We start from the raw sequence: 22,011 nt of genomic DNA, 5'->3' as shown, positions 1-22,011 counted from the left end.
ACCGTGAGCCAATTCTTTCAGGTCCACCCGGAGAACCCGCAACCACGCCTGATCAAACAGGCGGTGGAGATCATCAAGGCCGGCGGGCTGGTGGTGTACCCGACCGACTCGTCCTATGCCCTGGGCTGCCAGATCGGCGACAAGAGCGCCATCGAGCGTATCCGCCGCCTGCGCCAACTGGACGACAAGCACAATTTCACCCTGATGTGCTGCGACCTGTCGCAGCTGGGGCTGTTTGCCAAGGTCGACACCGGGGCTTTCCGCGCCCTCAAGGCCCATACCCCCGGCCCTTATACCTTCATCCTCAACGCCACCCGTGAAGTGCCGCGTCTGGTGCTGCATCCCAAGCGCCGCACCATCGGCCTGCGGGTGCCGGGGCATCCGATTGCCCAGGCGTTGCTGGCGCAACTGGGCGAGGCGATGATGAGCGTCAGCCTGATCCTGCCCGGCGACAGCTTGCCGCTGAGCGACCCCGAGGATATGCGCGACCGCCTTGAACACCACGTCGACCTGATTATCGACGGCGGTATCGGCGGCGTCTCGGCCTCCACGGTAATCAACCTCTCCGATGGCGAGCCGCAGATCGTACGGGTTGGCTGTGGTGACCCGACGCCGTTTGCCGAGCCCGCCTGATGATCGAACTCGACGGCCCGGCGCAACTTGATCAACAGCTGGCGCGGGTCTATGGCCAGCCGTTCACCCAGTTGCCGCTGGACCTGTACATTCCGCCGGATGCGCTGGAGGTTTTCCTCGAAGCGTTCGAAGGGCCGCTCGACCTGTTGCTGTACCTGATCCGCAAGCAGAACGTCGACATTCTCGATATCCCGGTGGCGGAAATCACCAAGCAGTACATGGGCTATGTCGAGTTGATGAAAAGCGTGCGCCTGGAGCTTGCCGCCGAGTATCTGGTCATGGCCGCCATGCTTGCCGAGATCAAGTCGCGCATGCTGCTGCCGCGTTCCGAGGCCGTCGAGGCCGAAGAAGACGACCCGCGTGCCGAACTGATCCGTCGTCTGCAAGAGTATGAACGCTTTAAAAATGCCGCCGAGGGCATCGATCAATTGAGCCGGGTCGGTCGCGACATCATTGTGCCGCGCCTTGAGGCACCCGAGGCCCGGGCGCGCAAGCTGCTGGCGGAGGTCAGTATCGAAGAGGTGCTGATGTCGATGGCCGAGGTGCTGCGCCGTGCCGACATGTTCGAAAGCCACCAGATCAGTCGCGAAACCCTGTCGACCCGCGAGCGCATGAGCGACGTGCTTGAACGCCTTAAAGGCGGCGGGTTTGTGCCCTTTATCGAGCTGTTCAGCGCCGAAGAAGGGCGGTTGGGCGTGGTGGTGACCTTCATGGCCGTGCTGGAGCTGGTCAAGGAGTCGCTGGTCGAACTGGTGCAGAATGAACCCTTTACCGCCATCCACGTGCGCGCCCGAGCCGAATAGAGCAAACCTGCCATGAACCTCAATGAACCCCGCGACCTGGCGCCCTTGCTGGAAGCTTTTCTGCTGGCCTCTGGCAAGCCGCAGCCTCTGGAGCGTCTGTACGAGCTGTTCGAAGAGGCTGAGCGTCCGGAGCCGCCGGTCTTCAAGAAGGCCCTGCAACTGCTGGGCAAGTCGTGCGAAGGCCGTGCTTTCGAACTTAAAGAAGTGGCCTCCGGTTACCGCTTGCAGATCCGCGAGCGCTATGCGCCGTGGGTCGGTCGGCTGTGGGAGGAGCGCCCTCAGCGTTACTCGCGGGCGATGCTGGAAACCCTGGCGCTGATTGCCTATCGCCAGCCGATCACCCGTGGCGAGATCGAAGATGTACGCGGCGTGACGGTCAACAGCCAGATCATCAAGACCTTGCTGGAGCGCGAGTGGATACGCATCGTCGGCTACCGCGACGTGCCGGGTCGCCCGGCGATGCTGGCCACCACCAAAGCGTTTCTCGATTACTTCAACCTTAAAAGCCTGGAAGACCTGCCACCGCTGGCCGACTTGCGCGAAATGGAGCCCGAGCCGCTGCTGGACATCGACGACGCACCGGTGCCGGCGCACCTTCAGGCATTGGCCGATGCCAGCTTTGAAGGCGAAGAGGTCGGCGACGGCGACACCGCGCCGAAAGAGGAAACCAGCTTTCGCACCCTGCTGCTGGAACTCGACGATATGGAGCAGGGGCTCAAAACCGACTTCGATGACCTGCTGCGCGAGCAACCCCAGGCGGCGATCGAGGATCAGGAAGACGACGAGGCCGAGCTGGAAAAACCGGCTTGATACCCCACCGCGATCGCTTGTAGGAGCCGCTTTAGTTGCGAAAGGTGGGCTTGGCTTCGGGCTGAAGCGGATCGCCGCCCGGCCCCTGCTACAGACATTCCCCTAGCGGAGGTATCAATGAGTTCAAGCAAGAATCCGTGCATCAGCCTGTGCAAGTTCGATGCTGATATCTGCCTCGGCTGTGGCCGCAGCAAGAAAGAAATCAAGGCCTGGAAGAAGCTCGACAAGGATCAGCGCAGCGAGATTCTGAGCCTGGCCAAAAAGCGCATGAGTACCCTCAAAGGCGCCGGTCGGCGGAAAAAGAAATAACCATGGGTGCGTAACCAGCCACAAGCGCGTATGATTCGCGCCCCTCTGACCCGGCAACGCGGTGATTGCCCGATGGCAACCGACCCAGGGCCAGACGATTCTTGAATTTCGCCAGGGCGCGGCACACACTGCCCGCCGGGCAACAGGCTTTGCCGGTCCTCGGTGAACCCTGATTCGACACACCGGGAGGTGCCCAGATGAGTGAAAAAGAACTGCAAGACGAACAGGCCGAAAAACCCGCAGGCGAAAAACTGCAGAAGGTTCTGGCGCGTATTGGCGTGGGCTCGCGCCGCGACGTCGAAGCCTGGATCGGCCAGGGCCGGATCAAGGTCAATGGCGTTGTCGCCAGCCTCGGCCAGCGTGTTGACCTGCATGATGCGATCAGTGTCGACGGGCAACTGGTCAAGCGCGAAGAGTCCCGCGAGAACGTGCGCCGGGTCATCATGTACAACAAGCCGGACGGTGAAATCTGCACCCGCGACGACCCTGAAGGCCGGCCGACCGTATTCGACCGCCTGCCGCGTCCCAAAGAAGGCCGCTGGGTCAACATCGGCCGTCTCGACATCAATACCACCGGGCTGCTGATGTTCACCACTGACGGTGAGCTGGCCAACCGGCTTATGCACCCCTCCTACGAGATGGACCGCGAATACGCGGTACGTGTACGTGGCGAAGTGGACGATGACATGCTGCTGCGCCTGAAGAACGGGGTGATCCTCGAAGACGGCCCGGCGCGTTTCACCGACGTGCAGAAAGCTCCGGGCGGCGAAGGCTTCAACCACTGGTATCACTGCGTGGTGATGGAAGGTCGTAACCGTGAAGTGCGTCGCCTGTGGGAATCCCAAGGTCTGGTGGTCAGCCGTCTGAAGCGGGTGCGTTACGGACCGGTGTTCCTCAATTCCGACCTGCCGATGGGCCGCTGGCGCGAAATGAGCCAGCAGGAAGTCGACATCCTGGCGGCAGAAGTCGGCCTCAAACCGGTCGCCATGCCGGTTATGAGTGGCAAGAGCCGCGAGAAAATGGAGCGCCTGCAGCGCCAGTCTTCGCGTCCATTGGGTAAGGGCGAGCGGGTGCGCAACCTGCGTCCGGCGGCTGCGGCCGATGCCCCGGCCAGCAGCGAGCGTGCGCCACGTGCGCCGAAGACCGAAGAGCGTGCGCGGCCGAACCTGTCCGGCAAGCCGGGCGATTCGCGCAGCGGCGGTCGTGGTCGTGCCACGCCGGTGGCCGAGCGGCCATCGGACGTGCGTCAGCGTCCGGGCAAGCCGGCCGGCAAGCGCCCGTCGGGTGACGATGCGCCGCGTCGTGGTCCGGGCCGCAAGCCCCAGTAAGGCTCTTGAGCCTCAAGCAAACGCCGGTTTCGACCGGCGTTTGTCATTTCAGTCAAAAAAGAGGGTGTTTACAAAACAGGCGAGCGAAGGCAAGACAAGGCGAAACCGGCTGAAAAAGCGCAGTGTACATAAAGTACATGAGCATTTTGAGGGCGGTTTCAACGCAGTATTGCCAAGTGCAGCCATTTTGTAGACATCCGCTAAAGATCGGGTAGTTTTCAATGAGTGCAACTGACGTACAGCCGAGCGGGCTGCAACGCAAGCTCAAGAATCGGCATATCCAGTTGATCGCCCTGGGCGGCGCGGTGGGCACCGGCTTGTTCCTCGGCTCGGCCGGGGTCCTGAAGTCCGCCGGTCCGTCGATGATTCTCGGCTACGCCCTGTGTGGGTTCATTGCCTTTCTGATCATGCGCCAATTGGGCGAGATGATTGTCGAGGAGCCGGTGGCCGGCTCGTTCAGCCATTTTGCGCATAACTACTGGGGCGGTTTTGCCGGCTTTCTGTCGGGCTGGAACTGCTGGTTGCTGTATATCCTGGTCGGCATGTCGGAGCTGACCGCGGTCGGCAAGTACGTGCATTACTGGTGGCCGGAGATCCCGAGCTGGGTCACGGCCGCAGTGTTCTTTGTGCTGATCAACGCCATCAATCTGACCAACGTCAAAGTGTTCGGCGAAACCGAGTTCTGGTTCGCGATCATCAAGGTGCTGGCGATCATCGCCATGATTGCGCTGGGCAGCTACCTGTTGGTCAGCGGCAAGGGCGGCCCGCAGGCCTCGGTCAGCAACCTGTGGGAGCATGGCGGCTTCTTCCCCAACGGGCTGGGCGGTCTGGTGATGGCCCTGGCGTTCATTATGTTTTCCTTTGGCGGGCTGGAAATGCTCGGTTTCACCGCCGCCGAGGCGGACCAGCCGAAAACCGTGATTCCCAAGGCCATCAACCAAGTCATCTACCGCATCCTGATTTTCTATATCGGTGCGTTGGTAGTGCTGTTGTCGCTGACCCCGTGGGACACCCTGCTAGGCAGCCTCAATGCTTCGGGCGATTCCTACAGTGGCAGCCCGTTCGTTCAGGTGTTCTCCATGCTCGGCAGCGACACCGCCGCGCACCTGCTCAACTTCGTGGTCCTGACGGCAGCGCTGTCGGTGTACAACAGTGGCACCTACTGCAACAGCCGAATGTTGGTGGGCATGGCTGAGCAGGGTGACGCGCCGCGCAGCCTGGCGCAGGTCGACCGCCGCGGTGTGCCGGTACGGGCCATCCTGCTCTCGGCAGCGGTGACGGTCATGGCGGTATTGATCAACTATTTCATGCCCGGCGAGGCGCTGGAGCTGTTGATGTCACTGGTGGTCGCGACCCTGGTGATCAACTGGGCGATGATCAGTTACTCGCACCTGAAATTCCGCCAGCATCTGCAACGCACCGGCCAGGTTCCGGCATTCAAGGCGCTCTGGTATCCGCTGGGCAACTACCTGTGCCTGGGTTTCGTGGTGCTGATCCTGGGCATCATGCTGTTGATTCCCGGCATCCGTAATTCGGTGTTCGCCATTCCGTTGTGGCTGGCGGCGATGTGGCTGTTCTACTTGCTCAAGTCGCTCAAGGCGGCTATCAAGGCCTGAGCGGCGATTCGGGCCTGGCTCATGGCAGGCCCACGGAGGCGCTATGTTGATTATCTCCAGCAACGTTCACCTGCCTGATTGCGAAATCGAATGGTCGGCGATTCGCGCCCAGGGCGCCGGTGGGCAGAACGTCAACAAGGTCTCCAGCGCGATCCACCTGCGCTTCGATATCAAGGCTTCGTCACTGCCCGAGTTCTATAAGGAGCGCCTGCTGGCCCTGCGCGACAGCCGCATCACGGCTGACGGAGTGATCATCATCAAGGCCCAGCAGTATCGCACTCAGGAGCAGAACCGCAGCGACGCGCTGTTGCGCCTGACTGAGCTGATCGTCAGCGCCAGCAAGGTCGAGAAGAAACGCCGCCCCACCAAGCCGACCCTCGGTTCGCAAAAGCGCCGCCTGGAGTCCAAGACCAAGCGCAGTTCGATCAAGTCGGGGCGGGGCAAGGTCGACTATTGAACCCGGCTGCGTCTATACAGCCAGATACTGAGCAACAACCCCGCCAGTGCAGCCAGGGCGGCGAACAGAAAGATTGATACAAAGCCGAACCCGGCGGCAATGGCGCCGGCCAGCGGCCCGGTGATGCCCAGCGACAGGTCGATGAACAGCGAATAGGCACCCACCGCTGCGCCGCGGCTGGAGGCCGGTACCAGATTCACCGCTTCGACGCCCAGCGCCGGGAATACCAGCGAGAAGCCAAAACCGGTCAACGCCGCGCCTGTCAGGGCCAGTTCCGGCGATTGGGCCAGCCATAGCAGTAGCAATCCGCAGGTCTCGACGCTCAGGCAGACGATGGCCACACGAAAGCCGCCCAGGCGGTTGATGAGGTTGCCGAAGATCAGCCGCGCGATGATAAAGCAGGCGCCGAACAGGCTCAGGCACAACGCTGCGTTGGGCCACTGGTTGCTGGCGTAATACAAGGTGATGAAGGTGGCGATGGTGCCAAAACCGATCGACCCCAGTGCCAGGCCCATACCGTGCGGAAATACCCGGCCCAGGACATGGATGAACGGCAGGCGCTCGCCGCTGACGATCGGCACCGGAGGCTTTTTCCAGGCCAACAGCTGGCTGACGAACCCCAGCACAATCAGGCTCAGGCCCATGCTGGCCAGCCCGTAGCTGTTGACCATCCATACCCCCAGCGGGGCGCCGATGGCCAGCGAGCCGTAACTGGCGATGCCGTTCCAGGAAATCACCTTGGCCGTATGCTGTGCACCGACCCGGCCAATTCCCCAGCCGATTGCCCCCGAGCCGACCAGGCTCTCTGCGCTGCCTAGAATCAGCCGGCCCACCAACAGGCAGACCAGGCTCAGCCATGGCCAGTCTTGCAGGCCAACCGCCAGCAGCATGAACACCCCGCTGACGCCGCAGCCAAGCAGGCCATACTGCACGGCCTTTTTGCAGCCCAGGTTATCAATGACCCGCCCGGCCCAGGGGCGGCTGAGCAGGGTGGCCAGATACTGCACACTGATCACCAGCCCGGCAGTCACCGTGCCAAAGCCCAGGTCGTTATGTACAAAGCCGGGCAGCACGGCCAGCGGAATGCCGATGTACAGGTAGCCGATGAAGGTGAACATCACGATTGACACAACCTGCCGGGTGACCTGCAGTTGTGTTGGTGGGGGTGTTTGCTTGAGCGTGGTCATCAGAGGTCGCAAGGCTGGGGACGAAATATGAAGATTGTCGCCAGCCGGTGTTGTTATGGCGCCCGATTGAGAAAACCGGGCAAAACCTTAGCAAGCTTACAATCGGCCTCCATCATAACGACGGGCGCGCAGTGATGACACCGTTCTGATGAAAAGAGAGGTCAGCTATTGGCAGGCGACAGCAAACGAGTGGTGACCAGTGCGGCCAGGGCATTTTCTTTGGTGCCGAAGCGGCTGAGCAACACGCTTTGCTTTTCCGGACTCAGGCGCGTCCAGATTTCGATCATTTTTTCGGCGGTGCCGATCAGTGCGTCGGCCTGGGCTGGCGAGAATTCAGTCATGGGAACTTCTTTTGAGCAGCGGGAGGGAAATCATGACAGGCGTATGGAAAACAACAAACGCTGTTTTCGATACGCCTGTGGTCACCTTTCAGTCTTCGACAGGCTGTTGGCTGTCTTCAGACTGGGTGGTTGGCAGCTCGACGATGACGCCAAGTTCCTGCTGGGCCAGGATCGACTGAGCCGATTCCTGAGTGCTTGTGAAGGGGAAGTTCGGGATTTCATGCATAGTCATTGCTCCTCGCAAGGGGTTTGCAGATAGAACCGTGCTTAACAAAGCGCTGACAGGATAGCGCAGTGAAGATGACAAACAGACTTTTTTGTTTACTCCTGGAAACAAATAGCCGATTTCACTGTCGGTAAAAAAGCTGGCAGACAGCCGCTATTTGCGCCCTTCCGCCTGCTGCGCCGCGCCTTCGGTGCGGGCCGCCAGAATGAAGTCATTGGCGTGCAGCCCGCCAATTGCGTGGGTCCACCAGGTGACGGTGACCTTGCCCCATTCAGTCAGCAATGCCGGGTGATGATCCTCGGCTTCGGCCAGCGCACCGATGGCGTTGGTAAAGGCCAGGGCACTGGCGAAATTCTTGAAGTCGTAGGTTTTTTCCAGTTGGCGGACCCCGTCGCGGGTTTCCAGGCGCCAGCCGGGCAGCTGTGGCAGCAGGATTTTCAGGTCGTCATCACTGACCGGGCTGGCATTGCCGTGACAGGGCTGGCATGAGCGTTCGTGCAGGGCGGTCATAGAGGTGCTCCTGTTGTGCAAACCAGAACCATAGCATAGCCCTCGGCGGGTCTTGCCTGCAGCGCGGTCGAGCGCGCCTTGCCGGGCAGTTGCGCAAGGCGCTTGTTGTTGTTGTTGTTGTTGTTGTTGTTGTTGTTGTTGTTGTTGTTGTCCGAAGCAACCGGGTCAGCTGTTGCCGCAACCGGAGGCCAGCACTTGGTAGCGCATGATGTGCTGCTGGCCATGGGAGTCTTGGTAAGTCATGCGCACCGGCACTACACCGCAAACGTTGGGCATCGGGCTGATCGAGATCACCCGGGCGATATCCGGATGCATGTCGTAGGTGTAGGTTTCAACCACCGGTGTGGCCGAATCGGTCTGGCTGGCTGTTCGGGCTCCGGAATCATCAGCCAGGGCGAGTGTGCTGAGACCGCAAAGTGCCAGAATCCAGATTGAGCGTTTCATTGGTGAACCTTCTGTAAGAATGAAATCCAGTGCGAGAGAGGGCGCATCGACCGTTTTCAGGTCGATGGGCAAGCCGTCTGCGTGTGGATTTGTCTGCTGTTTGCCGGTTGGCGGGGGCCATTCTAGAAGTGCTGTGCGCCGGAATAAACGCGCCAGGCGGCTAAGCATTTTTGGCAAAACTGCAACAATCAGCGGGTCGCCCTCAGGGCCGGGCGTCTGGGCGGGGGTGGCCGCTTCGGTAAGACCATCGTCGAATGGCCCTACAATCGGTGGCGGGATAAAACAGTTCCATACAACAACAACTATCCACCGAGGTAACCAAGATGAGTGCAGCTTCCCTGTACCCCGTGCGCCCAGAAGTTGCGGCCAATACGTTGACCGATGAGGCGACCTACAAGGCCATGTACCAGCAGTCGGTGGTCAACCCCGACGGCTTCTGGCGTGAACAGGCCAAGCGCCTCGACTGGATCAAACCCTTTACCCACGTCAAGCAGACGTCCTTCGACGACCATCGGGTCGACATCAAGTGGTTCGCTGACGGCACCCTCAACGTGGCTTACAACTGCCTGGATCGTCACCTTGAAGAGCGCGGCGACAGCATCGCGATCATCTGGGAAGGCGACGACCCGTCCGAGCACCGTGAAATCACCTATCGTGAACTGCACGCTGAAGTCTGCAAGTTCGCCAACGCTCTGCGCGGCCAGGACGTGCACCGCGGTGATGTGGTCACCATCTACATGCCGATGATCCCGGAGGCGGTGGTCGCCATGCTGGCTTGTGCGCGGATCGGCGCCATCCACTCGGTGGTATTCGGCGGCTTCTCTCCCGAAGCCCTGGCCGGGCGCATCATCGACTGCAGTTCCAAGGTGGTGATCACCGCCGACGAAGGCCTGCGTGGCGGCAAGAAAACTCCGCTCAAGGCCAACGTCGACCGCGCCCTGACCAACCCGGAAACCAGCAGCGTGCAGAAGGTTATCGTCTGCAAGCGCACCGGTGGCGACATCGAGTGGAACCGCCATCGTGACATCTGGTATCACGCGTTGCTGGAAGTGGCATCGAGCACCTGCGCGCCGAAAGAAATGGGCGCCGAAGAGTCGCTGTTCATCCTCTACACCTCCGGCTCCACCGGCAAGCCTAAAGGCGTGCTGCACACCACCGCCGGTTACCTGCTGTACGCCTCGCTGACCCACGAGCGGGTGTTCGACTACCGTCCGGGCGAGGTCTACTGGTGCACCGCCGACGTGGGCTGGGTCACCGGCCACAGCTACATTGTCTACGGCCCGTTGGCCAATGGCGCAACCACCCTGTTGTTCGAAGGCGTGCCTAACTATCCGGACATCACCCGGGTGTCGAAAATCGTCGACAAGCACAAGGTCAATATCCTCTATACCGCCCCGACCGCGATCCGCGCCATGATGGCCGAAGGCACCAAGTCGGTAGAAGGTGCCGACGGTTCCAGCCTGCGCCTGCTGGGGTCTGTGGGCGAACCGATCAACCCTGAAGCCTGGGGCTGGTACTACAACACGGTGGGCAAACAGAACTGCCCGATCGTTGATACCTGGTGGCAGACCGAGACCGGCGGCATCCTGATCAGCCCGTTGCCAGGGGCCACGGCGCTCAAGCCAGGTTCGGCAACCCGTCCGTTCTTTGGTGTGATCCCGGCGCTGGTGGATAACCTCGGTAACCTGATCGAAGGTGCGGCCGAGGGCAACCTGGTGATCCTCGATTCCTGGCCGGGCCAGTCGCGTTCGCTGTACGGCGACCACGACCGCTTCGTCGACACCTACTTCAAGACCTTCCGCGGCATGTACTTCACCGGCGACGGTGCGCGTCGCGACGAAGATGGCTACTACTGGATCACTGGCCGGGTGGATGACGTGCTCAACGTTTCCGGCCACCGCATGGGCACCGCCGAGATCGAGAGCGCCATGGTGGCTCACCCGAAAGTCGCCGAAGCGGCAGTGGTTGGTGTGCCGCATGACCTCAAGGGCCAGGGCATTTATGTCTACGTGACCCTCAACTCGGGCGAAGTGCCGGATGAGGCGCTGCGTCTGGAGTTGCGCAACTGGGTGCGCAAGGAAATCGGCCCGATTGCTTCGCCGGATGTGATCCAGTGGGCGCCGGGCCTGCCGAAAACCCGCTCGGGCAAGATCATGCGCCGTATCCTGCGCAAGATTGCGACCGGCGAATATGACTCGCTGGGCGATATCTCCACCCTGGCCGATCCAGGCGTGGTGCAGCATCTGGTCGACACCCACAAGACCATGAGCGCCGCCTGATTCGCGCGATATAAACAACGCCCCGCCCGGAATTACCGGGCGGGGCGTTTTTTTGCGGGTCACTGATCGGCATTACCCCGTAGGAGCGGCTTCAGCCGCGAAGGCTTTGTGCTAAATCTTCGGGGATAGAGAGCTTCGGGGCTCAAGCCCCTCCTACGGTTAGGTCGAGACTTCTGTGAGTCACAGAAAATCATCTGGATCAATCATCCTGCGCTTTGTCAATGCACTCATTCTGCGCCTTTGAAGATTCTGTAATTAGTTGTCGCCTCAGAGAAATATCGACTTTTCACCTGCCGTTAAAATGCCCGGCCATTCGCCCAGGCCGGCTGTTCGGCCTCAAGCCTGCGCGTCGCAGATTTGCTGCTTCTCAGTGCATTGGGTTCTATGCTCAATCTGCCACCTAATTGTTTTACCGATGGAGTTTCAGGAATGAAAAAGCTTGTGCTTTTCGGCGCATTGGCGTTGTCCATGCTTGCCCAGCCGGTTCTGGCCGATGAGAAACCACTGAAAATCGGTATTGAAGCGGCTTACCCTCCGTTCGCTTCCAAGGCCGCCGACGGCAACATCGTTGGCTTCGACTATGACATCGGCAACGCCCTGTGCGAAGAGATGAAGGTCAAGTGCACCTGGGTCGAGCAAGAGTTCGACGGCCTGATCCCGGCGCTGAAAGTGCGCAAGATCGACGCCATCCTGTCGTCGATGTCGATCACTGACGACCGCAAGAAGTCGGTGGACTTCACCGGCAAGTACTACAACTCGCCTGCGCGTCTGGTCATGAAAGACGGCACTGCTGTCAGCGACAGCCTCGAAGAGCTCAAAGGCAAGCGCATTGGCGTGCAGCGCGGCTCGATCCACGAGCGTTTCGCCCGTGAAGTGCTGGCGCCCAAAGGCGTGGCCGTGACCCCGTACAGCTCGCAGAACGAAATCTATCTGGACATCGGCGCCGGTCGGCTGGACGGCACCGTGGCTGACGCAACCCTGCTGCAGGACGGCTTCCTGAAAACCGACGCAGGCAAAGGCTATGCGTTCACCGGTCCGTCTTTCACTGACCCGAAATACTTCGGTGAAGGCATCGGCATTGCGGTGCGCAAGGGCGACAAGCAGAACCTGGAGCGTCTGAACGCTGCCATCGCGGCCATCCGCGCCAATGGCAAATACAAGGCCATTCAGGATAAGTATTTCGATTTTGATATCTACGGCAAGTAAAGGCGGGGCAACCGCTGTCAAAATGGCGCACGCGTGTTGCGCCATTTTTATTTTCAGGCTTGAGGACCACATAACATGTTGAATGGCTACGGGGCCGTTATCCTCGAAGGCACTTGGCTGACCTTGCAGTTGGCCCTGTCCTCGATGGCCCTGGCAATCGTCCTGGGGTTGCTCGGCGTGGCGATTCGTCTGTCGCCGGTGCGCTGGCTGGCGCGGCTGGGCGACCTGTACAGCACGGTGATGCGCGGCATTCCCGATCTGGTGCTGATCCTGCTGATCTTCTACGGCGGTCAGGACCTGCTCAACCGTGTCGCGCCGCTGCTCGGCTTCGATGAGTACATCGACCTCGATCCTTTCGTGTCGGGCATCTTCACGCTGGGTGTCATCTTCGGCGCCTACCTGTCGGAAACCTTTCGCGGTGCCTTTCTGGGCATCCCCAAGGGCCAGACCGAGGCCGGCATGGCTTACGGCATGAGTGCTTTCAAGGTGTTCTGGCGCATTCAGGTGCCGCAGATGATCCGCCTGGCGATCCCCGGTTTCACCAATAACTGGCTGGTGCTGGTCAAAGCCACCGCGCTGATCTCCGTGGTCGGCTTGCAGGACATGATGTTCAAGGCCAAGCAGGCAGCCGATGCCACCCGCGAGCCGTTCACGTTCTTTCTGGCCGTGGCGGCGTTGTATCTGCTGATCACCAGCGTTTCGCTGCTGGCGCTGCGCTACCTGGAAAAACGCTACACCGTAGGCGTGAAGGCGGTGGACCTATGATGTTCGACTACAACGTGGTCTGGGACAGCCTGCCGCTGTACCTGGACGGGATGCTGACCACCATCAAGTTGCTGCTCATTTCGCTGTTTTTCGGCCTTTTGGCGGCGTTGCCGCTGGGCATCATGCGGGTTTCGAAAAAACGCTGGGTCAACTTTCCTGCGTGGCTGTACACCTATGTGATTCGCGGCACGCCGATGCTGGTGCAGCTGTTTCTGATCTACTACGGGCTGGCGCAGTTCGAGGCGGTGCGTGAAAGCTTGCTGTGGCCGTGGCTGTCGAGCGCGACCTTCTGCGCCTGCCTGGCGTTTGCCATCAACACCAGCGCCTACACCGCCGAGATCATCGCTGGCAGCCTCAAGGCCACCCCGGCGGGAGAAATCGAAGCGGCGCGGGCGATGGGCATGTCCGAGGTGACCCTGTACCGGCGTATCCTGCTACCCTCGGCAATGCGCCGTGCATTGCCGCAGTACAGCAACGAAGTGATCATGATGCTGCAGACCACCAGTCTGGCGTCGATTGTCACCCTGATTGATCTGACCGGTGCGGCGCGTACCGTCAATGCCCAGTATTACCTGCCTTTCGAGGCATATATCACCGCAGGCGTTTTCTATCTGTGCCTGACTTTCGTTCTCGTGCGGCTGTTCCGGATCGCCGAGCGTCGCTGGCTGGGTTACCTGGCCCCAAGGAAGGTCTGACATGCAACGAATCGATCACCCATTGCCGTGGAGCAGCCTCGGCAGCAGTCGCCAACTCAGTGTCTTTCGCTTCGGTGTCGGCGAGCGCAAGGCCTATATCCAGGCCAGTTTGCATGCCGATGAGCTACCCGGCATGCGCACCGCCTGGGAGCTGAAAAAGCGCCTGGCCGAGCTTGAGGTCCAAGGCGCGCTCAAAGGCACTGTCGAACTGGTGCCGGTGGCCAATCCGCTGGGCCTGGGGCAATTGTTCCAGGGCGCGCATCAGGGCCGCTTCGAGTTCGGCAGCGGGCGCAATTTCAATCGGGATTTCTTCGAGCTGAGCGAGCCGGTGGCGGCCAGCCTTGAGGGTCGCCTGGGCGATGATCCGCGTGCCAACGTGCAACTGGTGCGTCAGGCCATGCGCGATGCGCTGGCCGGTCTGCCACCGGCGAGCAGCGAGCTGGACGGCTTGCAGCGCTTGTTGCTCAGCCATGCCTGTGATGCCGATGTGGTGCTTGACCTGCACTGCGATGCCGAAGCAGCGCTGCATATGTACGCCTTGCCGCAGCACTGGCCGCAATGGCGTTCGCTGGCCGCGCACATGGGCATGAAGGTCGCGCTGCTGGCCGAAGACTCCGGCGGCAGCTCGTTCGACGAAGCCTGCTCGTTGCCCTGGTTGCGCCTGTCGCGGATCTTCCCCGACGCGCAGATCCCGCTGGCCTGCCTGGCCACCACGCTGGAGCTGGGCGGCCAGGCCGACACCGGCGCTGCCGCAGCACAGGCGCATGCGGCCGGTATCCTTGCGTTTCTCGCCGAGCAGGGCTTTATCGAGGGTGAATGGCCGCAGGCTGCATTTGAGGCCTGCGAAGGCATGCCTTTCGAAGGCACTGAACTGCTGTATGCGCCACACCCCGGTGTGGTGACGTTCCTGCGTGAGCCTGGTGCCTGGGTCGAGGCCGGCGAGCCGTTGTTCGAAGTTATCGATCCGCTGTCCGATCAGGTCAGCACCTTGTGTTCATCCAGCGCCGGCGTGCTGTTTGCCGTCGAGCGGCTGCGTTACGCTCAACCTGGTTTCTGGCTGGCCAAAGTGGCGGGGCGCACCGCGCGACGTCACGGACGGTTACTCAGTGACTGACCGATTTTTCGAGAACCTTCTACGATGAACAAACTGCAAGTCCAGGATCTGCACAAGCGCTACGGCACCCACGAGGTGCTCAAGGGTGTGTCACTGACCGCCCAGGCCGGCGATGTCATCAGCATCATCGGCTCCAGCGGCTCGGGCAAGAGTACCTTCCTGCGTTGCATTAACCTGCTTGAACAGCCCCACGCCGGCAAGATCATCCTTAATGGCGAAGAGCTGCGCCTGGTGCCGGGCAAGGACGGCAGCCTGCGCGCTGCTGACCCCAGGCAGTTGCAGCGCCTGCGCTCGCGGCTGTCGATGGTGTTCCAGCATTTCAACCTGTGGGCACACATGACCGCGCTGGAAAATGTCATCGAAGCGCCGGTGCAGGTGCTTGGCGTGCCACGCCAGGAGGCGCTGGAAAAGGCTGAGCACTATCTGGCGCGGGTCGGGGTGGCGCACCGTAAGGACGCTTATCCCGGCCACATGTCCGGTGGCGAGCAGCAGCGCGTGGCGATTGCCCGGGCGCTGGCCATGGAGCCTGAAGTGATGCTGTTCGACGAGCCAACCTCGGCGCTGGACCCGGAACTGGTCGGCGATGTGCTCAAGGTCATGCAAAGCCTGGCTCAGGAAGGCCGGACCATGGTAGTGGTGACCCACGAGATGGGCTTTGCCCGAGAAGTGTCCAACCAATTGGTGTTTCTCCATCAGGGGCTGGTTCAGGAGCGGGGCGATCCTCGCGAGGTGTTGAGCAATCCGCAATCGGAGCGTTTGCAGCAGTTCCTGGCGGGAAGCTTGAAGTGACTTGCACCAAGTTGGTGCTTTCTGATGTGGAACAAGGCATCCTGCGTCGGCGCATGCGCCCGATAGAGGCTGTGCAAGCACCGACAGCCTGATGGCCAGCGGTGTGGTTCCGCCTAACGGCGACATGTAGTGGATGTCTAATGACTGCTCATCGAATAGGTTTTCTAGTCTGGCCCGGTACCAAGGCCTTGACCCTGGCACTGGCTGAGGAAGCCTTGAGCGTTGCCCGGCAGGTCCACCCCGAGGTGAGCTACGAACGGGTGGTGTTGCATGCCGAAACGGCCGACGCCGCAGCGGATACGCCGGCCAGCGCGGGTGACTGGCGTTTGCCGGGCGAGCCGTGGTCGGCTGCCGGGCTTGAGGGCCTGCACAAGCTGTTTCTGCTGGCGGACGAGCCGCCGGGGCCGATCTCGGCTGGCTTGGGCAGTGCGCTCAAGCAACTGGTGCGTAGCGGCTGCATGATCGGCGGCCTGTCGGCCGGGGTTTACCCGCTGGCCCAATTGGGTCTGCTCGATGGCTACCGCGCAGCGGTGCACTGGCGCTGGCAGGACGACTTCAGCGAGCGATTTCCCAAAGCCATCGCCACCAGCCATCTGTTCGACTGGGACCGTGACCGGATGACCGCTTGTGGCGGCCTGTCGGTGCTCGACCTGCTGCTGGCGGTGCTGGCCCGCGATCATGGCGCTGAACTGGCCGGTGCGGTGTCCGAAGAACTGGTGGTCGAGCGCATTCGTGAAGGCGGCGAGCGCCAGCGCATTCCATTGCAGAACCGTCTTGGCTCCAGCCACCCCAAGCTGACCCAGGCGGTCTTGCTGATGGAAGCCAATATCGAAGAGCCGCTGACCACCGACGAAATCGCCCAGCATGTCTGTGTTTCACGCCGGCAACTGGAGCGGATCTTCAAGCAATACCTCAACCGCGTACCCAGCCAGTACTACCTGGAGCTGCGCCTGAACAAGGCCCGTCAAATGCTGATGCAGACCAGCAAGTCGATCATTCAGATCGGTCTGTCGTGCGGCTTCTCGTCAGGGCCGCATTTCTCCAGCGCCTACCGCAACTTTTTCGGCGCCACCCCGCGCGAAGATCGCAACCAGCGCCGCAGCAACAGCCCGTTCGAACTGTCCTCGGTGCCGGCAGAGCGGGGGTAGGACCGGCCGGGCGGCGATCCGTTTTAGCCGGGAAGGCCATTCACCGCTGTAGGACCGGCTTTAGCCGGGAAGGCGGTTTCGACGGTCGAAAGCTATTCACCGCTGTAGGACCGGCTTTAGCCGGGAAGACGGTTTCGACGGTCGAAAGCCATTCACCGTTGTAGGACCGGCTTTAGCCGGGAAGGCGGTTTCGACGGTCGAAAGCCATTCACCGCTGAAGCGGTTCCTGCGACGGTTGCGATCATTCGCAAGGTGCATGGGTGACTTAATGTGTCGCTTGGTTGAAACTTGACGTCCATGTCCGCTCTTGGGCTGTAATAACTTGTCGCCTGCTAGCAAGGCCAGACAAAATGCAGTCCTTACAATCCTTTATCTATCGCTCGCCAGTTCCAGGCAGGCGTTTCTCTCCAGGAGATTCTGATGTCCGTTGAGCATGCTGCGGTGCAACGCGCCGATTTCGACCAGGTGATGGTCCCCAACTACGCACCGGCCGGGTTCATTCCCGTGCGTGGCGCGGGCTCCCGAGTCTGGGACCAGGCGGGCCGTGAGCTGGTGGATTTCTCCGGCGGCATCGCGGTCAACGTGCTGGGTCATTGCCACCCGGCGCTGGTGGGCGCACTGACGGCCCAGGCCAACAGCCTGTGGCACGTGTCCAACGTATTCACCAACGAGCCGACCCTGCGTCTGGCGCACAAACTGGTGGACGCCACCTTTGCCGAGCGGGTGTTCTTCTGCAACTCCGGCGCTGAAGCCAACGAAGCGGCTTTCAAGCTGGCCCGGCGTGTCGCTCATGACCTGCACGGCCCGGAAAAACACGAGATCATCGCGGCGCTGAACAGCTTCCACGGCCGCACCCTGTTTACCGTCAGCGTCGGCGGTCAGCCAAAGTATTCCGACGGTTTCGGGCCGAAGATCACTGGCATCAGCCATGTGCCGTACAACGACCTGGATGCGCTCAAGGCCGCGATCAGCGACAAGACTTGCGCCGTGGTCCTGGAGCCGATCCAGGGCGAGGGCGGTGTGCTGCCGGCTGATCTGGCTTATCTGCAAGGCGCCCGTGAGCTGTGCGACCAGCACAACGCGCTGCTGATCTTCGACGAAGTGCAGAGCGGCATGGGCCGGACCGGCAAGCTGTTCGCTTATCAGCACTACGGCGTGACCCCAGACATCCTGTCCAGCGCCAAGAGCATTGGTGGCGGCTTCCCGCTGGCGGCGATGCTGACCACCGAGAAACTGGCCAGCCACTTCTCGGTTGGCGTTCACGGCACCACTTACGGCGGCAACCCGTTGGCCTGTGCCGTGGGCGAAGCGGTGATCGACATCGTCAACACCCCGCAGGTGCTTGAAGGTGTGCAAGCCAAGCATGAACTGTTCAAGACCCGTCTGCTGGACATCGGCCAGAAATACGGCGTGTTCAGCGAGGTGCGTGGTCAGGGCCTGCTGATCGGTGCGGTGCTCAGCGATGCCTGGAAGGGTAAGGCCAAGGACTTCTTCGCCGCTGCCGAGACCGAAGACCTGATGATCCTGCAGGCCGGCCCTGACGTAGTTCGTTTTGCGCCCAGCCTGGTGATCCTCGATGCTGATATCGAAGAGGGCCTGAACCGCTTCGAACGTGCCGTGGCCAAGCTTACGGCCTGATGTCGCGCTGCTGTCGCCGGGTGCGGCAGCGGCCAGAATTCGTGGCGCGCAGGTAACGCCTGCGCGCCTCAGTGATTGATCACACACGCTAAGGAGTGACGCCATGCTGGTGATGCGCCCCGCGCAAATGGCCGACCTGGCCGAGGTCCAGCGCCTCGCTGCCGATAGCCCGATCGGTGTCACCTCCCTGCCCGACGATGCCGGCCGGTTGGGTGACAAGATCGCTGCGTCCGAGTCTTCGTTCGCCGCCGAGGTCAGTTTCAACGGTGAAGAGACCTATTTCTTTGTGCTCGAAGACAGTCAGACCGGGCGTCTGGTCGGCTGCTCCGGGATCGTCGCATCGGCGGGTTATTCTGAGCCGTTCTACAGCTTTCGTAACGAGACCTTCGTCCACGCCTCCCGCGAGTTGAAGATTCACAACAAGACTCACGTGTTGTCGCTGTGTCACGACCTTACAGGCAACAGCTTGCTGACCAGCTTTTATGTGATCCCGGAGCTGGTCGGCAGCGCCTGGTCGGAACTCAACTCCCGTGCCCGGCTGCTGTTCATTGCCAGCCATCCTGAGCGCTTTGCCGAATCAGTGGTGACCGAGATCGTCGGTTACAGTGATGAGAACGGCGACTCACCGTTCTGGGACTCGATCGGCCGGCATTTCTTCAACCTCAACTACGCCGATGCCGAGCGTCTTTGCGGACTCAAGAGCCGGACCTTTCTGGCCGAGCTGATGCCGCATTACCCGATCTACGTGCCGCTGTTGTCCGATGATGCCCAGGAGGCCATGGGCCAGGTGCATCCACGGGCGCAGATCACCTTCGATATCCTGATGCGCGAAGGCTTCGAGACCGACCACTACATCGACATTTTCGATGGCGGCCCTACCTTGCATGCGCGGGTGTCCAGTATTCGTTCGATTGCCCAGAGCCGCCTGGTGCCGGTCAGGGTTCAGGGCGATGCCGATGCCGATGTCGTCCGTGGGGGGCGTCCGTATCTGGTGGCCAACGATCTGCTGCAGGACTACCGCGCCGTGTTGCTGGAGCTGGACTGGGCGCCAGGCCGCCCGGTGACCCTGAATCGCCAGGCCGCCGAGGCACTGGGCGTCGGTGAAGGCGCCAGTGTGCGTATTGTTTCGGTCTGACGGCGCAAGCCTGACCGGTTCGCGGCCCCGCACGGGGCCTTGAGGAGAAGACATGATCGTTCGTTCCGTCCGCAGCAGTGATCTGCCCGCGCTGATCGACCTGGCGCGCAGCACCGGTGCCGGTCTGACCACCCTGCCTGCCAACGAGCAGCGCCTGACCCACCGCGTGGGCTGGGCGGAAAAAAGCTTTCGCGGTGAAGCCGAGCGCGCCGACTCCGACTACCTGTTCGTGCTTGAAGACGAGAACGGCCAGGTCATCGGCATCTCGGCCATTGCCGGTGCGGTGGGGTTGCGCGAGCCCTGGTACAACTACCGGGTCGGCCTGACGGTCAACGCCTCGCAAGAGTTGAACATCTATCGCGAGATTCCGACCCTGTTCCTGGCCAATGACCTGACCGGCAACTCGGAGCTGTGCTCGCTGTTCCTGCACGCCAACTCGCGCAACGGGCTCAATGGCCGCTTGCTGTCCAAGGCGCGCATGCTGTTCATTGCCGAGTTTCCCGAACTGTTCGGCCCCAAGATCATCGCCGAGATGCGCGGTATCTCGGATGGTCAGGGCCGGGCGCCGTTCTGGGAAAGCCTGGGCCGGCACTTCTTCAAAATGGAGTTCAGCCAGGCTGACTACCTGACCGGGGTCGGTAACAAGGCGTTTATCGCTGAACTGATGCCCAAGTTTCCGCTGTACACCTGCTTCCTGTCTGATGACGCCCGCAGCGTGATCGGCCGGGTGCATGCCGAAACCGAACCGGCGCTGACCATGCTCAAGAGTGAAGGCTTCACCTATCAGGGCTACGTCGATATCTTCGATGCCGGCCCGGCCATCGAGTGCGAGACCGGCAAGATCCGTGCAGTGCGCGACAGCCAGACCCTGGTGTTGTCGATCGGCACCGCCGGTGATGAGGCGCCGCTGTTCCTGATCCACAACCGCAAGCGTGAGGACTGCCGTATCACCGTCGGCCGTGCGCGTTCGGTGGCCGGCACCCTGGTGGTCGATCCGGCCACGGCGCGGCGCCTGCGCATGAGCCCTGGTGATAATGTCCGCGCCGTGCCGCTGTCGGCGGGTGGCTGATGAGCAGCCTGTTCATCGCGGGCCAGTGGCAGGCGGGGCAGGGCGAGGCCTTCGCTGCGCACAACCCGGTCAGCCAGCAGCGGGTCTGGTCTGGCCAGGCGGCCAGCGCCGCCCAGGTCGATCAGGCCGTGCAGGCCGCGCGCCAGGCGTTCAGCGGCTGGGCATTGCGACCGTTGCAGGAGCGCATCGACCTGCTCGAAGCCTTTGCGGCGCGCTTGAAGGCCCGTGCTAATGAGCTGGCCCGACGCATCGGTCAAGAGACCGGCAAGCCGCTCTGGGAGGCCGCCACGGAAGTCACCAGCATGGCCAACAAGGTTGCCATCTCGATCCAGAGTTACCGTGAGCGTACCGGCGAGAAGGGCGGCCCGCTGGGCGATGCCAATGCCGTATTGCGTCACAAACCGCATGGCGTGGTGGCGGTGTTCGGACCTTACAACTTTCCCGGCCACTTGCCCAACGGGCATATCGTACCGGCGCTGCTGGCCGGCAATTGCGTGGTGTTCAAGCCCAGCGAACTGACTCCGGGGGTGGCTGAGCTGACCCTGCAGTGCTGGATCGAAGCGGGCTTGCCAGCCGGGGTGCTCAACCTGTTGCAAGGTGGCCGAGACACCGGTGTCGCGCTGGCCGCGCATGCCGATATCGACGGCTTGTTCTTCACCGGTTCCAGCCAGACCGGGCAAGCGCTGCATCGCCAGTTCGCCGGGCAGCCGCACAAGATTCTCGCCCTGGAAATGGGCGGCAATAACCCGTTGCTGGTCGATCAGGTGCAGGATTTCGATGCGGCGGTATACACCGTGATTCAGTCGGCATTCATCTCTGCCGGCCAGCGCTGCACCTGCGCCCGGCGCCTGCTGGTGCCGCAAGGCGGCTGGGGCGATGCCTTCTTGCAGCGCCTGGTGGCGGTGAGCCGCACCTTGCAGGTCGGTGCGTTCGACAGCCAGCCGGCGCCGTTCATGGGCGCGGTGATTTCACTGCGGGCCGCCGATGCACTGTTGCAGGCACAGAGCCGGTTGCTGGCCAATGGCGCTCAGGCGTTGCTGGAAATGACCCGTCTGCAAGCGGGCAGCGCGCTGCTCAGCCCCGGTATTGTCGATGTAACCGATGTGGCGCAGCGCCCTGACGAGGAACTGTTCGGCCCATTGCTGCAAGTGATCCGCTACAGCGACTTTGCGGCTGCCATCAATGAGGCCAATGCCACCCGTTATGGTCTGGCCGCCGGGCTATTGTCCGACAGCGAAGCGCGTTACCGTGACTTCTGGCTGCAAAGCCGCGCCGGTATCGTCAACTGGAACAAACCATTGACCGGTGCCGCCAGCACCGCGCCGTTCGGTGGGGTCGGTGCCTCGGGCAATCATCGCGCCAGTGCTTATTACGCGGCAGATTACTGTGCATACCCGGTAGCGTCCCTTGAGGCCCAGGCCTTGAGTCTGCCGGCCAACCTCACGCCGGGTATTCGCTTCGACTGAGCCTTGCGCGCTGCAGCATAAAAAATAGATCCATGGAGCCGTC

23 protein-coding genes are annotated in these 22,011 nt (G+C 61.7%); 18 read left to right on the top strand and 5 right to left on the bottom strand.

Annotated features, from left to right (window positions below; translation table 11 throughout):
* Positions 1 to 3 precede the first annotated feature (3 nt).
* The 7 genes from NJC40_RS26585 (at position 4) to arfB (ending at position 5,956) form a co-directional block, all read left to right on the top strand.
* Positions 4 to 633 (top strand): L-threonylcarbamoyladenylate synthase, encoded by a 630-nt coding sequence (locus tag NJC40_RS26585; RefSeq protein ID WP_253116773.1) that lies wholly within the window; start codon positions 4 to 6, stop codon positions 631 to 633.
* The gene (locus tag NJC40_RS26580; protein WP_492180428.1) at positions 633 to 1,436 is read left to right on the top strand and encodes a segregation and condensation protein A; all 804 of its coding nucleotides are present in this window, start codon (positions 633 to 635) and stop codon (positions 1,434 to 1,436) included. The genes NJC40_RS26585 and NJC40_RS26580 overlap by 1 nt, the downstream gene beginning before the upstream one ends.
* Before the next feature lie 12 nt (positions 1,437 to 1,448).
* The gene (gene scpB / locus NJC40_RS26575; RefSeq protein WP_045481598.1) at positions 1,449 to 2,246 is read left to right on the top strand and encodes an SMC-Scp complex subunit ScpB; all 798 of its coding nucleotides are present in this window, start codon (positions 1,449 to 1,451) and stop codon (positions 2,244 to 2,246) included.
* Positions 2,247 to 2,363: 117 nt separating this feature from the next.
* Positions 2,364 to 2,555 (top strand): DUF1289 domain-containing protein, encoded by a 192-nt coding sequence (locus tag NJC40_RS26570; protein ID WP_045481595.1) that lies wholly within the window; start codon positions 2,364 to 2,366, stop codon positions 2,553 to 2,555.
* A 197-nt stretch (positions 2,556 to 2,752) separates the two neighbouring features.
* Entirely contained in the window at positions 2,753 to 3,883 is a 1,131-nt protein-coding gene (rluB, locus tag NJC40_RS26565) for a 23S rRNA pseudouridine(2605) synthase RluB (protein WP_045481592.1), read from the top strand.
* 221 nt (positions 3,884 to 4,104) lie between these two features.
* A complete protein-coding gene (locus tag NJC40_RS26560; RefSeq protein WP_045481589.1) occupies positions 4,105 to 5,499 on the top strand; it encodes an amino acid permease in 1,395 nt (464 codons plus the stop codon).
* Between the two features lie 43 nt (positions 5,500 to 5,542).
* The gene (arfB, locus tag NJC40_RS26555; protein WP_253141205.1) at positions 5,543 to 5,956 is read left to right on the top strand and encodes an alternative ribosome rescue aminoacyl-tRNA hydrolase ArfB; all 414 of its coding nucleotides are present in this window, start codon (positions 5,543 to 5,545) and stop codon (positions 5,954 to 5,956) included.
* Here arfB and NJC40_RS26550 read toward each other — a convergent pair.
* From NJC40_RS26550 to NJC40_RS26530, 5 genes are all read right to left on the bottom strand, one after another.
* Complete coding sequence (locus tag NJC40_RS26550; RefSeq protein WP_253141206.1) at positions 5,950 to 7,143, bottom strand: MFS transporter; 1,194 nt, start codon at positions 7,141 to 7,143, stop codon at positions 5,950 to 5,952. The genes arfB and NJC40_RS26550 overlap by 7 nt on opposite strands.
* Before the next feature lie 161 nt (positions 7,144 to 7,304).
* Positions 7,305 to 7,484 carry a hypothetical protein gene (locus NJC40_RS26545; RefSeq protein ID WP_253141207.1) on the bottom strand — a complete coding sequence of 60 codons (180 nt, stop codon included), beginning with the start codon at positions 7,482 to 7,484 and terminating at the stop codon, positions 7,305 to 7,307.
* Positions 7,485 to 7,572: 88 nt separating this feature from the next.
* Positions 7,573 to 7,710 carry a hypothetical protein gene (locus NJC40_RS26540; protein WP_158497578.1) on the bottom strand — a complete coding sequence of 46 codons (138 nt, stop codon included), beginning with the start codon at positions 7,708 to 7,710 and terminating at the stop codon, positions 7,573 to 7,575.
* Between the two features lie 153 nt (positions 7,711 to 7,863).
* A complete protein-coding gene (locus NJC40_RS26535; protein ID WP_045481579.1) occupies positions 7,864 to 8,220 on the bottom strand; it encodes a 4a-hydroxytetrahydrobiopterin dehydratase in 357 nt (118 codons plus the stop codon).
* Between the two features lie 165 nt (positions 8,221 to 8,385).
* Positions 8,386 to 8,664 carry a DUF2790 domain-containing protein gene (locus tag NJC40_RS26530; RefSeq protein ID WP_253141208.1) on the bottom strand — a complete coding sequence of 93 codons (279 nt, stop codon included), beginning with the start codon at positions 8,662 to 8,664 and terminating at the stop codon, positions 8,386 to 8,388.
* A 323-nt stretch (positions 8,665 to 8,987) separates the two neighbouring features.
* Here NJC40_RS26530 and acs point away from each other — a divergent pair, with 323 nt between their 5' ends.
* The 11 genes from acs (at position 8,988) to astD (ending at position 21,968) form a co-directional block, all read left to right on the top strand.
* Positions 8,988 to 10,943: an acetate--CoA ligase gene (acs, locus tag NJC40_RS26525; protein WP_045481573.1), complete on the top strand. Its 1,956-nt coding sequence runs from the start codon at positions 8,988 to 8,990 to the stop codon at positions 10,941 to 10,943.
* 429 nt (positions 10,944 to 11,372) lie between these two features.
* On the top strand, positions 11,373 to 12,149 hold the full coding sequence (locus NJC40_RS26520) for an ABC transporter substrate-binding protein (protein ID WP_045481569.1): 777 nt from the start codon (positions 11,373 to 11,375) through the stop codon (positions 12,147 to 12,149).
* Between the two features lie 75 nt (positions 12,150 to 12,224).
* A complete protein-coding gene (locus tag NJC40_RS26515) occupies positions 12,225 to 12,914 on the top strand; it encodes an ABC transporter permease (RefSeq protein WP_045481566.1) in 690 nt (229 codons plus the stop codon).
* Complete coding sequence (locus tag NJC40_RS26510) at positions 12,911 to 13,609, top strand: ABC transporter permease (protein WP_045481562.1); 699 nt, start codon at positions 12,911 to 12,913, stop codon at positions 13,607 to 13,609. The genes NJC40_RS26515 and NJC40_RS26510 overlap by 4 nt, the downstream gene beginning before the upstream one ends.
* 1 nt (position 13,610) lies before the next feature.
* Positions 13,611 to 14,723 (top strand): M14 family metallopeptidase, encoded by a 1,113-nt coding sequence (locus NJC40_RS26505; protein WP_045481557.1) that lies wholly within the window; start codon positions 13,611 to 13,613, stop codon positions 14,721 to 14,723.
* A gap of 24 nt (positions 14,724 to 14,747) precedes the next feature.
* Entirely contained in the window at positions 14,748 to 15,512 is a 765-nt protein-coding gene (locus NJC40_RS26500) for an ABC transporter ATP-binding protein (protein WP_045481554.1), read from the top strand.
* A gap of 140 nt (positions 15,513 to 15,652) precedes the next feature.
* Positions 15,653 to 16,660, top strand: a complete 1,008-nt coding sequence (locus NJC40_RS26495; RefSeq protein WP_045481550.1) for a GlxA family transcriptional regulator — start codon at positions 15,653 to 15,655, stop codon at positions 16,658 to 16,660.
* A gap of 420 nt (positions 16,661 to 17,080) precedes the next feature.
* Positions 17,081 to 18,298, top strand: coding sequence for an aspartate aminotransferase family protein (locus tag NJC40_RS26490; protein ID WP_253116799.1), 1,218 nt, complete (start codon positions 17,081 to 17,083; stop codon positions 18,296 to 18,298).
* A gap of 103 nt (positions 18,299 to 18,401) precedes the next feature.
* The gene (gene aruF, locus NJC40_RS26485) at positions 18,402 to 19,433 is read left to right on the top strand and encodes an arginine/ornithine succinyltransferase subunit alpha (RefSeq protein WP_045481544.1); all 1,032 of its coding nucleotides are present in this window, start codon (positions 18,402 to 18,404) and stop codon (positions 19,431 to 19,433) included.
* A gap of 52 nt (positions 19,434 to 19,485) precedes the next feature.
* Complete coding sequence (astA, locus tag NJC40_RS26480; protein ID WP_045481541.1) at positions 19,486 to 20,502, top strand: arginine N-succinyltransferase; 1,017 nt, start codon at positions 19,486 to 19,488, stop codon at positions 20,500 to 20,502.
* On the top strand, positions 20,499 to 21,968 hold the full coding sequence (gene astD / locus NJC40_RS26475) for a succinylglutamate-semialdehyde dehydrogenase (protein WP_253141216.1): 1,470 nt from the start codon (positions 20,499 to 20,501) through the stop codon (positions 21,966 to 21,968). Before astA ends, astD begins: the two co-directional genes overlap by 4 nt.
* Positions 21,969 to 22,011 lie beyond the last annotated feature (43 nt).

The sequence above is a fragment of the Pseudomonas sp. 21LCFQ02 genome (assembly GCF_024129895.2).
Taxonomy (GTDB): domain Bacteria; phylum Pseudomonadota; class Gammaproteobacteria; order Pseudomonadales; family Pseudomonadaceae; genus Aquipseudomonas.
The sequence above is the reverse complement of the archived record's forward strand: the minus strand, read 5'-3'. Positions and strand labels throughout refer to the sequence as shown.

What these genes read in the sequence shown, in the direction of transcription:
- NJC40_RS26580 (WP_492180428.1), top strand. Translation starts at nt 633, where the DNA reads ATGATCGAACTCGACGGCCCGGCGCAACTTGATCAACAGCTGGCGCGG.
- scpB (WP_045481598.1), top strand. Translation starts at nt 1,449, where the DNA reads ATGAACCTCAATGAACCCCGCGACCTGGCGCCCTTGCTGGAAGCTTTT.
- NJC40_RS26570 (WP_045481595.1), top strand. Translation starts at nt 2,364, where the DNA reads ATGAGTTCAAGCAAGAATCCGTGCATCAGCCTGTGCAAGTTCGATGCT.
- rluB (WP_045481592.1), top strand. Translation starts at nt 2,753, where the DNA reads ATGAGTGAAAAAGAACTGCAAGACGAACAGGCCGAAAAACCCGCAGGC.
- NJC40_RS26560 (WP_045481589.1), top strand. Translation starts at nt 4,105, where the DNA reads ATGAGTGCAACTGACGTACAGCCGAGCGGGCTGCAACGCAAGCTCAAG.
- arfB (WP_253141205.1), top strand. Translation starts at nt 5,543, where the DNA reads ATGTTGATTATCTCCAGCAACGTTCACCTGCCTGATTGCGAAATCGAA.
- NJC40_RS26550 (WP_253141206.1), bottom strand. Translation starts at nt 7,143, where the DNA reads ATGACCACGCTCAAGCAAACACCCCCACCAACACAACTGCAGGTCACC.
- NJC40_RS26545 (WP_253141207.1), bottom strand. Translation starts at nt 7,484, where the DNA reads ATGACTGAATTCTCGCCAGCCCAGGCCGACGCACTGATCGGCACCGCC.
- NJC40_RS26540 (WP_158497578.1), bottom strand. Translation starts at nt 7,710, where the DNA reads ATGCATGAAATCCCGAACTTCCCCTTCACAAGCACTCAGGAATCGGCT.
- NJC40_RS26535 (WP_045481579.1), bottom strand. Translation starts at nt 8,220, where the DNA reads ATGACCGCCCTGCACGAACGCTCATGCCAGCCCTGTCACGGCAATGCC.
- NJC40_RS26530 (WP_253141208.1), bottom strand. Translation starts at nt 8,664, where the DNA reads ATGAAACGCTCAATCTGGATTCTGGCACTTTGCGGTCTCAGCACACTC.
- acs (WP_045481573.1), top strand. Translation starts at nt 8,988, where the DNA reads ATGAGTGCAGCTTCCCTGTACCCCGTGCGCCCAGAAGTTGCGGCCAAT.
- NJC40_RS26520 (WP_045481569.1), top strand. Translation starts at nt 11,373, where the DNA reads ATGAAAAAGCTTGTGCTTTTCGGCGCATTGGCGTTGTCCATGCTTGCC.
- NJC40_RS26515 (WP_045481566.1), top strand. Translation starts at nt 12,225, where the DNA reads ATGTTGAATGGCTACGGGGCCGTTATCCTCGAAGGCACTTGGCTGACC.
- NJC40_RS26510 (WP_045481562.1), top strand. Translation starts at nt 12,911, where the DNA reads ATGATGTTCGACTACAACGTGGTCTGGGACAGCCTGCCGCTGTACCTG.
- NJC40_RS26505 (WP_045481557.1), top strand. Translation starts at nt 13,611, where the DNA reads ATGCAACGAATCGATCACCCATTGCCGTGGAGCAGCCTCGGCAGCAGT.
- NJC40_RS26500 (WP_045481554.1), top strand. Translation starts at nt 14,748, where the DNA reads ATGAACAAACTGCAAGTCCAGGATCTGCACAAGCGCTACGGCACCCAC.
- NJC40_RS26495 (WP_045481550.1), top strand. Translation starts at nt 15,653, where the DNA reads ATGACTGCTCATCGAATAGGTTTTCTAGTCTGGCCCGGTACCAAGGCC.
- NJC40_RS26490 (WP_253116799.1), top strand. Translation starts at nt 17,081, where the DNA reads ATGTCCGTTGAGCATGCTGCGGTGCAACGCGCCGATTTCGACCAGGTG.
- aruF (WP_045481544.1), top strand. Translation starts at nt 18,402, where the DNA reads ATGCTGGTGATGCGCCCCGCGCAAATGGCCGACCTGGCCGAGGTCCAG.
- astA (WP_045481541.1), top strand. Translation starts at nt 19,486, where the DNA reads ATGATCGTTCGTTCCGTCCGCAGCAGTGATCTGCCCGCGCTGATCGAC.